The following is a 6,470-nucleotide window of genomic DNA, read 5'->3' as shown; positions in this document are numbered from 1 at the left end:
TGGCGCCGTTGCCGCTCGCGGGCGCGGCCGTGGCCGGCTCGGCCTTGGCGGCTTCCGCGGCCTTCGCCTGCGCGGCGGCCTTGTCGGCCTCGGCCTTGCTCCGGATCGGGGTGTTCGGGTCGAACCCGGGCACCGAGATCCCATGCTGCTCGGCCAGGCGCAGGCCGCGCAAGGTCGGCTCGCCCGGCCCGCCGTCGGCGACCGCGCCCTCGCGCTCGTCGGCGAAACCGGCGAGCTGCACCGCCATCTCCTTGAGCGTGCAGAGCCGGGCGCCCCGGGTCGGCATCGGCCGGCCACCGGCGCGCAGCTCCTCGACCACCCCGAGCGCGCCCTGCGGGTCGACGCCGTCGAAGAAGTCGTAGTTGACGGTCATCACCGGGCCGTAGTCGCAGGCCGCGAGGCACTCGGCGTGCTCCAGGGTGATCTTGCCGTCGGCGGTGGTCTCGTCGTGCCCGACGCCCAGGTGCTCGGCGAGGGTGTCGTAGACCTCCTGGCCGCCGAGCACGTTGCACATGGTGTTGGTGCAGACGCTGACCAGGAAGTCGCCGGTCGGCTTGCGCTTGTACATGGTGTAGAAGGTCGCCACGGCGCCGACCTGGGCCTTGTTCAGCCCGAGCACCTCGGCGCAGAACTCGACGCCGGCCGGGGAGACGTAGCCCTCCTCGGACTGCACCAGGTGCAGCAGCGGCAGCAGCGCCGACCGGGACCGGTCGGCCGGGTACCGGGCGATGATCTCCCGCGCCCGCTCCCGGGTCTGCTCAGTGAAAGTCGTCGTCATCGGTCACATCCACCCATCACGGGGTCCAGCGAGGCGCCACCGGCGATCACGTCGGCGATCAGGCCGCCCTCGGCCATCGCCGGGAGGGCCTGCAGGTTGACGAAGCTCGGCTCCCGGTAGTGCACCCGGTAGGGCCGGGTGCCACCGTCGGAGACCGCGTGCACGCCCAGCTCGCCGCGGGGCGACTCGATGCCGACGTACACCTGGCCCGGAGGAACCCGGAAGCCCTCGGTGACCAGCTTGAAGTGGTGGATCAGCGACTCCATCGACTGACCCATGATCTTGGCGACGTGCTCCAGCGAGTTGCCCATGCCGTCCACGCCGATGGCCAGCTGCGCCGGCCAGGCGATCTTGCGGTCGGCGACCATCACCGGGCCCGGCTTCAACCGGTCCAGCGCCTGCTCGACCAGCTTCAGCGACTCGCGGATCTCGGCCAGCCGGACCTGGTAGCGGCCCCAGACGTCGCCGTCCGGGTGGGTCGGGACGTCGAACTCGTACGTCTCGTACCCGCAGTACGGCATGGTCTTGCGCAGGTCCCAGGCCAGGCCGGCGCTGCGGAGCACCGGGCCGGTCACGCCGAGCGCGACGCAGCCGGTCACGTCGAGCACCGCCACGCCCTTGGTCCGCTCGGTCCAGATCGGCTGGCCGGAGAGCAGGTCCTCGTACTCCTTGAGCTTCTTCGGCATCATCTTCAGGAAGTCGCGGATCTTGGCGACCGCCTCGTCCGGCACGTCCTGCGCCACCCCGCCCGGCCGGACGTACGCGTGGTTCATCCGCAGGCCGGTGATGGTCTCGAAGATGTCGAGGATGTACTCCCGCTCGCGGAAGCCGTAGAGCATGATCGAGATCGCGCCCAGCTCCATGCCGGTGGTGGCCAGCCAGACCAGGTGCGAGGAGATCCGGTTGAGCTCCATCATCAGGACCCGGATGGTGTTGGCCCGCTCGGTCACCTCGTCGGTGATGCCGAGCAGCTTCTCCACCGCCAGCGCGTACGCCGTCTCGTTGAACAGCGGGGCGAGGTAGTCCATCCGGGTCACGAAGGTCGAGCCCTGGACCCAGTTGCGGTATTCGAGGTTCTTCTCGATGCCGGTGTGCAGGTAGCCGACGACCGAGCGGGCCTCGCGGACCGTCTCGCCCTCCAGCTCCAGGATCAGCCGGAGCACGCCGTGCGTCGACGGGTGCTGCGGACCCATGTTGACGACGATCCGCTCGTCGTTGATCGGGTCGGTGCCGGCGACGACCTGGTCCCAGTCCCCACCGGTGACGGTGAAGACCCTGCCCTCGGTGGTCTCGCGCTCGGTCGCGTAGTTGGACGTGGTCACTGGTAGGACCTCCTACGGTCCGGCGGGGGAATCTCCGCGCCCTTGTACTCGACGGGCACGCCGCCGAGCGGGTAGTCCTTGCGCTGCGGGTGCCCCTCCCAGTCGTCCGGCATCAGGATCCGGGTGAGGTTGGGGTGGCCGTCGAAGACGATGCCGAACATGTCGTACGCCTCCCGCTCCTGCCAGTCGGCGGTCGGGTAGACGGCGGTGACGCTCGGCAGGTGCGGTTGCTCGACGGAGACCGCGGCCTCCAGCCGGACCCGACGCCGGTAGGTCATCGAGGTGAGCTGGTAGACGACGTGCAGCCGCCGGTCGTCGGCGCCGAGGTAGTCCACCCCGGAGACCGAGGAGCACAGCTCGAAGCGCAGCGCCAGGTCGTCGCGCATCACCTGGCAGACCTCGGCGATCCGCTCCGGGCGGACGTGCAGGGTCAGCTCGCCACGGTCGACGACGACCTTCTCGATCGCGTCGCCGAAGGCCGGGTACGCCTCCTCCAGCGCGTCGCGGACCTCGTCGAAGTACCCGCCGTACGGCCGGGGAGTCTCCTCGATCGGCCGGCGCTGGCGGACCAGGCCGCCGTAGCCGGAGACGTCACCGCTGCCCTGGTTGCCGAACATGCCGCGGCCGGCCGGGCTGGACGGCGGGTGCTCGGCGGGGGCGCCGCTGCTGGCCCCCGCCGGGGTGACCGGTACCGGCACCCCGCCGTCGTTGGTCCTGTCGTTCGGTGCGGTCACTTCGGGCCCCCGTGCGCGTGGAGGTGGTTCTGGGCGTTCATCCAGTTCTCGATCCGCAGCTGCTCCTCGCGCCCCTCGCGGACGGCCTTCGTCCACTCGGCACGCCGGGCCTTGTCGTTGCGGTACGAGGACGGCATCGAGCCGTACGGCACGACCGGGACGTCGCCGCGCTCCTGGCGGGCCTGGAGCATCTTGCGGCCGTTCGCACCCAGCGGCTCGTACATGATCTTCTCGCGGAGCTTGAGGATCGCGTCGATGAGCATCTCGGGCCGGGGCGGCAGCCGGGGAGGTACATGTCCACCGGCACCACGTGGTCGACGCCCTGGACGATCGCGTAGTTGTTGAACATGCCGCCGCTGCTGGCGCAGACGCCCATGGAGAGCACCCAGCGGGGCTCCGCCATCTGGTCGTAGATCTGGCGCAGGACCGGAGCCATCTTCTGGCTCACCCGGCCGGCCACGATCATCAGGTCGGCCTGACGCGGCGAGGCCCGGAAGACCTCCATGCCCCAGCGGCCCATGTCGTAGTGCGGGCCACCGGCGGCCATCATCTCGATGGCGCAGCAGGCCAGGCCGAAGGTGGCGCCCCAGACGGACGACTTCCGCGACCAGTTGACCAGCTTCTCCACGGAGGTGAGCAGGACGCCGGCGGGGAGCTTCTCCTCGATGCCCATCTGACGTACCTCCCTCAGTCCCAGTCCAGGCCGCCGCGCCGCCACACATAGGCGTAAGCGACGAAGACCGCGACGATGAACATGACCATCTCCACGAAGCCGAAGATCGGCAGGGCGTCGAACGAGACCGCCCAGGGGTAGAGGAAGATGATCTCGATGTCGAAGACGATGAAGAGCATCGCCGTCAGGTAGAACTTGATCGGGAACCGACCGCCGCCGACCGGCTGCGGGCTCGGCTCGATGCCGCACTCGTACGCCTCGAGCTTGGCCTTGTTGAAGCGCCGGGGACCGGCGAAGCGGGCGGCGGCCACGGAGAACAGCGAGAACCCCGCGGCGAGGGCGAACAGCCCGATGATCGGTGCGTAAGGCGAGAGCGACATCTTTTCTCCTGCTCGTCCTTCCCCTGCCCCTGGTGCTTGACAAAAATCACACTATTCACGTCCCTCGCCGGGTCCTCCAGCGGGGGTCGATCTCTGTCCCCGCCCGGGCCGACACCGGCCCGGACGTGGTGGTCTAGACGGCTGGCGCCGCCTTCGTCATCGCGTTGATGACCCGGTCCATCGCGTCCCCGCCACGGGGGTCGGTCAGGTTGGCCAGCAGCTTGAGCACGAAGCGCATCAGCGTCGGGTGCGGCATGCCGTGCTTGGTGGCCATGCGCATGATCTCCGGACGGCCGATCAGCTTCACGAAGATCCCGCCGAGCCGGTAGTAGCCGCCGAACCGCGCCTTCAGCTCCGTCGGGTACGCCGCCAGCGCGCGCTCCCGCTCCGGGCCGGCCGGCCGGGCCAGCGCCTGCACCATCACCTCGGCGGCAAGCTCGCCGGACTCCATCGCGTACGCGATGCCCTCGCCGTTGAACGGGTTGACCATGCCGCCGGAGTCGCCGACCAGCAGTACGCCCCGGGTGTAGTGCGGAACCCGGTTGAAGCCCATCGGCAGCGCCGCGCCGAGGATCGGGCCCTCGGCGTTCGTCTCGTCGGTCATCCCCCAGTCCTCGGGGGTGTTGGCCAGCCAGTCGGTGAGCAGCCGGCGGTAGTTGGTCTTGCCGAAGGCCGAGGAGGAGTTGAGCACGCCCAGGCCGACGTTGACCCGGCCGTCGCCGAGGCCGAAGATCCAGCCGTAGCCGGGCAGCAGGTTGTCGCCGCTGTCCTTGCTGCGCAGCTCCAGCCAGGACTCCAGGTAGTTGTCGTCGTGCTTGGCCGGCGAGCGGTAGTAGCGCCGGACGGCCACGCCGATCGGCCGGTCCTCGCGCTTGGCCAGCCCGAGGGCGAGCGGGAAGCGGCCGGAGACGCCGTCGGCGGCGACCACCAGCGGCGCGTGGAAGGTGGCCGGCTCCTTCTCCGGGCCGACCTCGGCCTGCACGCCGATCACCCGGTCGTCGGCGCCGAGCACCGGACCGATCACGTTCACGCTGGTGCGCAGCTTGGCGCCGGCGGCGACCGCGCGCTGGGCGAGCAGGTCGTCGAAGTCCAGCCGGGTGCGGACCAGGCCGTAGTTGGGGAAGCTGGCCAGGTCGGGCCAGTCCAGTTCGAGGCGTACCCCGCCGCCGATCACCCGCAGGCCCTTGTTGTGCAGCCAACCCGCCTCGGGTGAGGTGTCCACACCCATCCGGACGAGCTGCCGTACGGCGCGCGGGGTGAGCCCGTCGCCGCAGACCTTCTCCCGAGGGAACTCGGTCTTCTCCAGCAGCAGCACACGCACGCCGTGCCGCGCCAGGTGGTACGCGGTCGCCGATCCTCCGGGACCGGCGCCCACGACGATCACGTCGGCGTCGTTCTCCACCGCGGTCATCTGCGCCTCCTCCCGCATGCTCGTGAAATGCTTCACAAGCCGATCGGGTTGGAGTCTATGACCGGCGTTACACCACCGCCGGATGAGGGGTACCTAACTCGCCGGAAATCCGCCGTTCGGCGTTCATGCCGAGGTCAGGGGCGGGCCGGCGCGGCGGTGTCCAGGCCGGCGTCGACCCGGATCGTCTCGGGCAGGTGCTCGCGCAGCGCCCCGCCGGCGGCGCGGTCCAGCGCGGCGAGCACCTCGGCGACGACCTGCCGGACGTCCGCGGGATCCGCGCCGGCCAGCTCCTTGAGCTGGGCGATGAGTTCGGCGGCGTCGTCGTCGGTGGCCTCACCCACCTGCTCTGGTCCCGTCATGGGGGCGAGCCTACGGGGCAAAGTGGACCAAAGACGGATATTCACGAAAGAAAGCGGTCTGGCCGGATCGCCCCGGCCCGGCGTCGTCAGTCGCGGATCGCCCGGTGCAGCGCCACCACGCCGCCGGTCAGGTTGCGCCAGGCCACCCGTGCCCAGCCGGCCGCGCCGATCCGGGCGGCGAGCGCCGCCTGGTCCGGCCAGGCCCGGATCGACTCCGCCAGGTAGACGTACGCGTCGGGATTGCTGGACACCGCACGCGCCACCGCCGGCAGCGACCGCATCAGGTACGACAGGTAGACCGTGCGGAAGGCGGGGTTGACCGGGGTGCTGAACTCGCAGACCACCAGGCGGCCACCCGGCTTCGTCACCCGGGCCAGCTCGCGCAGCGCCGCGTCGGTGTCGTTGACGTTGCGCAGCGCGAAGGAGATGGTCACCGCGTCGAAGCTGGCGTCGGCGAAGGGCAGCTTCAGCGCGTCGCCGGCCAGCAGCGGCACCTGCGGCCGGGTCCGCTTGCCGGCGTGCAGCATCCCCAGCGACAGGTCGGCGCCGATCGCGTACGCCCCGGACTGGGCCAGCTCCTCGGTCGAGACCCCGGTGCCCGCGCCCACGTCCAGCACCCGCTCCCCCGGCCGCAGGTCGAGCGCGGCCCGGGTGGCCCGCCGCCAGGACCGGTCCTGCCCGAAGGAGAGGACGGTGTTGGTCAGGTCGTAGCGGGCCGCCACGCCGTCGAACATCGCGGCGACCTCGTGCGGCTGCTTGTCCAGGCTGGCGCGCTGGCCCTGCGGGGTACGGCTCACCCCTCCACTCTGCCAG

General features: G+C 70.7%; 7 protein-coding genes and 1 pseudogene. All 8 read right to left on the bottom strand.

The window, feature by feature from the left end; genetic code table 11:
• A partial coding sequence (gene nuoE, locus JNW89_RS03855; protein WP_238447726.1) for an NADH-quinone oxidoreductase subunit NuoE occupies positions 1 to 778 on the bottom strand: 778 nt, incomplete at its 3' end.
• On the bottom strand, positions 775 to 2,100 hold the full coding sequence (locus tag JNW89_RS03850; protein WP_238447725.1) for an NADH-quinone oxidoreductase subunit D: 1,326 nt from the start codon (positions 2,098 to 2,100) through the stop codon (positions 775 to 777). The genes nuoE and JNW89_RS03850, both read right to left, overlap by 4 nt.
• Positions 2,097 to 2,834 carry an NADH-quinone oxidoreductase subunit C gene (locus JNW89_RS03845; protein ID WP_238447724.1) on the bottom strand — a complete coding sequence of 246 codons (738 nt, stop codon included), beginning with the start codon at positions 2,832 to 2,834 and terminating at the stop codon, positions 2,097 to 2,099. Before JNW89_RS03845 ends, JNW89_RS03850 begins: the two co-directional genes overlap by 4 nt.
• Positions 2,835 to 3,004: 170 nt before the next feature.
• Positions 3,005 to 3,507, bottom strand: a pseudogene (locus JNW89_RS03840) (NuoB/complex I 20 kDa subunit family protein); the annotation flags it as partial.
• A 14-nt stretch (positions 3,508 to 3,521) separates the two neighbouring features.
• The gene (locus JNW89_RS03835) at positions 3,522 to 3,887 is read right to left on the bottom strand and encodes an NADH-quinone oxidoreductase subunit A (RefSeq protein WP_088959279.1); all 366 of its coding nucleotides are present in this window, start codon (positions 3,885 to 3,887) and stop codon (positions 3,522 to 3,524) included.
• A gap of 133 nt (positions 3,888 to 4,020) precedes the next feature.
• Entirely contained in the window at positions 4,021 to 5,298 is a 1,278-nt protein-coding gene (locus JNW89_RS03830; RefSeq protein WP_238447723.1) for a geranylgeranyl reductase family protein, read from the bottom strand.
• A 134-nt stretch (positions 5,299 to 5,432) separates the two neighbouring features.
• Positions 5,433 to 5,657 (bottom strand): hypothetical protein, encoded by a 225-nt coding sequence (locus JNW89_RS03825; protein WP_238447722.1) that lies wholly within the window; start codon positions 5,655 to 5,657, stop codon positions 5,433 to 5,435.
• An 86-nt stretch (positions 5,658 to 5,743) separates the two neighbouring features.
• A complete protein-coding gene (locus JNW89_RS03820; RefSeq protein WP_309139945.1) occupies positions 5,744 to 6,454 on the bottom strand; it encodes a demethylmenaquinone methyltransferase in 711 nt (236 codons plus the stop codon).
• Positions 6,455 to 6,470 lie beyond the last annotated feature (16 nt).

The sequence above is a fragment of the Micromonospora sp. 4G55 genome, assembly GCF_016803375.1.
The sequence above is the reverse complement of the archived record's forward strand: the minus strand, read 5'-3'. Positions and strand labels throughout refer to the sequence as shown.

Bases quoted from the DNA above. Each gene is read 5' to 3' on its own strand.
- JNW89_RS03835 (WP_088959279.1), bottom strand. From the start codon at position 3,887: ATGTCGCTCTCGCCTTACGCACCGATCATCGGGCTGTTCGCCCTCGCC.
- JNW89_RS03830 (WP_238447723.1), bottom strand. From the start codon at position 5,298: ATGACCGCGGTGGAGAACGACGCCGACGTGATCGTCGTGGGCGCCGGT.
- JNW89_RS03825 (WP_238447722.1), bottom strand. From the start codon at position 5,657: ATGACGGGACCAGAGCAGGTGGGTGAGGCCACCGACGACGACGCCGCC.